3 protein-coding genes are annotated in these 2,040 nt (G+C 68.2%); all 3 read right to left on the bottom strand.

All coding sequences use genetic code 11. From position 1 onward, the window contains the following. Positions 1-152: 152 nt before the first annotated feature. The 3 genes from DY240_RS23040 to DY240_RS23030 all read right to left on the bottom strand — a co-directional run bounded on the left by DY240_RS23040 (position 153) and on the right by DY240_RS23030 (position 1,866). Positions 153-581 (bottom strand): type II toxin-antitoxin system VapC family toxin, encoded by a 429-nt coding sequence (locus DY240_RS23040; protein ID WP_119662112.1) that lies wholly within the window; start codon positions 579-581, stop codon positions 153-155. Further along, a complete protein-coding gene (locus DY240_RS23035; RefSeq protein WP_119662111.1) occupies positions 578-832 on the bottom strand; it encodes a type II toxin-antitoxin system Phd/YefM family antitoxin in 255 nt (84 codons plus the stop codon). The genes DY240_RS23040 and DY240_RS23035 overlap by 4 nt, the downstream gene beginning before the upstream one ends. A gap of 482 nt (positions 833-1,314) precedes the next feature. Continuing rightward, positions 1,315-1,866: an RNA polymerase sigma factor gene (locus DY240_RS23030; protein ID WP_147375463.1), complete on the bottom strand. Its 552-nt coding sequence runs from the start codon at positions 1,864-1,866 to the stop codon at positions 1,315-1,317. Positions 1,867-2,040 lie beyond the last annotated feature (174 nt).

Below are 2,040 nucleotides of genomic sequence, written 5' to 3'. Positions count from 1 at the left end.
TTCACACCAGTCCCAGTGGTCACAACGGTCATGATGGCCCCTTCGGTAGGACCAACCGCTTACACAGACCATCTGACACGCCCACCGTGGACGACCGATCGTCATCGTCGAAGGCCGGACGACACCTGCGCCCACCGGATGCGCGCGACGGGTCAAGGGTTGTTCGTGTCGAACGTCGCCACGCCGACCTCTCCCCAGGCGTCGATCAGCTTCCGGTCACCGGTGGCGGCGACGAGGTCGTCCTCGTTGAGCCTCTCGGCCGAAGCGCAATGCACCGCGTCGTACCCACGCAGCTCCAGCCGCCGCGCGAGCACCGCGGCACGCTCCACCACGATGTCATCGACCTCCACCACATCGATTTCGAGCCACAACTCGTCCAGCAACCCCAGACTCGCATCGAGCGCATCCTCCGTCAGACGGCCCAACCGGCGCGCCTGAGCCAACGCCGCGGCCGTCTCGACATAGAGCAGCCGACTCGACACCACCACATCCGAGTCGTCCCAGAACCGCCGGCACGACTCGCTCGTCGGCTCACCAACCAGCAGCGGCACGAACGCCGACGTGTCCAGGTAACCGATCACCGACGCTGGTCACGCACCAGATCGCTCACCGTACCCGCCGACGCCACCGGCTCCGGCGCCGGCCGCTTACGCCTGCGCGCCGGCTGCACCCGCCCCTCGGCGCGCAACTGCTCCAACCTCGTCAACCGGCCCACCGGAACGATCCGCGCGATCGGACGACCATGATCGGTCACCGTCACCACCCGGCCCGAACGCACCTCAGCCAGATGCCGACTCAGCCCGTCACGCAACTCGCGGATACCCACGTCCACCGCACGACCTCCATGTGCCCATATTCGCTCAGCTGATTATAGCCACCGGGTCCGCCGAGGCCCGGCCGGTCGCGGGGGCGGGCCGCCACAACTGGGCGCATATTTGGCGGGAACACCCGTGGCAAGCGGGCCCTGTAATACGCGCGAGGCTGTGGCTGAAAGCCAGACTCGGACACGCATTCACCAGATCACAGTCGTAGACGGGAGCACGGTCGCCCATGGGCCGGGTTGGACCTGACGCCGCGGCGCCCCGCGGGCATGGAGCGCGGAGAAGTCGTCACCTGCCTGTGGCACTGTTTGCCGCGGCCAGCGTGCCGGGCGCCGGGACCGAACCGCTGCCGGAACTCGATCTGAACCCCGGTGGCCGGATGGCCCAGGCCAGCGGCGGACGGCCGAGCGCGCACCCTCAGCCCCACCGACCTGGAGATGCGACGAGTCCGTGCTCACCGGCGAGTCTGCACCGGTGCCGAAATGAGACGCCCTCACCGTCCGGCGCCTGGCACAGCTCGCATGGCGCGACGCAGGTAGGCCTTCCGGAAGGCGCGTCGCGCCCGGGTCGCGAGGCTGGAAACGGCACTCGGGCTCAGCGCCATCGCTGGGGCGAGCTCAGCGGGTGAGTATCCTTCCACCTCGATCAGCCAGAGGATGGCGCGCCATCGGCGCGGCAGGCTGGCCAAGGTAGCGGCGGCGTGGCTCGTCGGCTCCACAGAGCATTCCAGGCCAAGACGCCCGTCCGGTGCCAGGTCGCCGGCAGGCACGACTCGTCGATTGTCCACACACAGGTCATGAGCCAGGTTTCGCGCCACGGTGTAGACGTAGCCATCGGTATTCCGCCGGGGCCCTCGACCAGCACGCACCGCACCGAGCACGGCGCAGAAGGTCTGCTGGACGATCTCGTCGGCATCGTCCGCATTCGCGACGATGCGCAAGGCCACATCGCGCGTCGACGGAGCGAGGCGACGATAGAGGGTGGCGAAGGCGTCCGTCTCTTCTCGAACCGCGGCCATCGAGTGTAGGTCTTCATGAGTGCTCATTCGATGCTCCCGCGCGGAATCAGCCGCTTGCCCGGCGAGCCGCTGCGTCGACACACCTCAGGTGTCGTCGATGACGTCCGTCTGAGCGCCGCGCCTAGGGCGCGTCTCCTTATTGGCGTAGCCAGATGGTGACGGCGGCGAGCACGACGCCTCCGCGATAGGTGAGGGCGAGCT

The sequence above is a fragment of the Jiangella rhizosphaerae genome (genome assembly GCF_003579925.1).
Taxonomy (GTDB): Bacteria; Actinomycetota; Actinomycetes; order Jiangellales; family Jiangellaceae; genus Jiangella; species Jiangella rhizosphaerae.
This window is presented reverse-complemented; position numbering and strand designations above follow the sequence as displayed.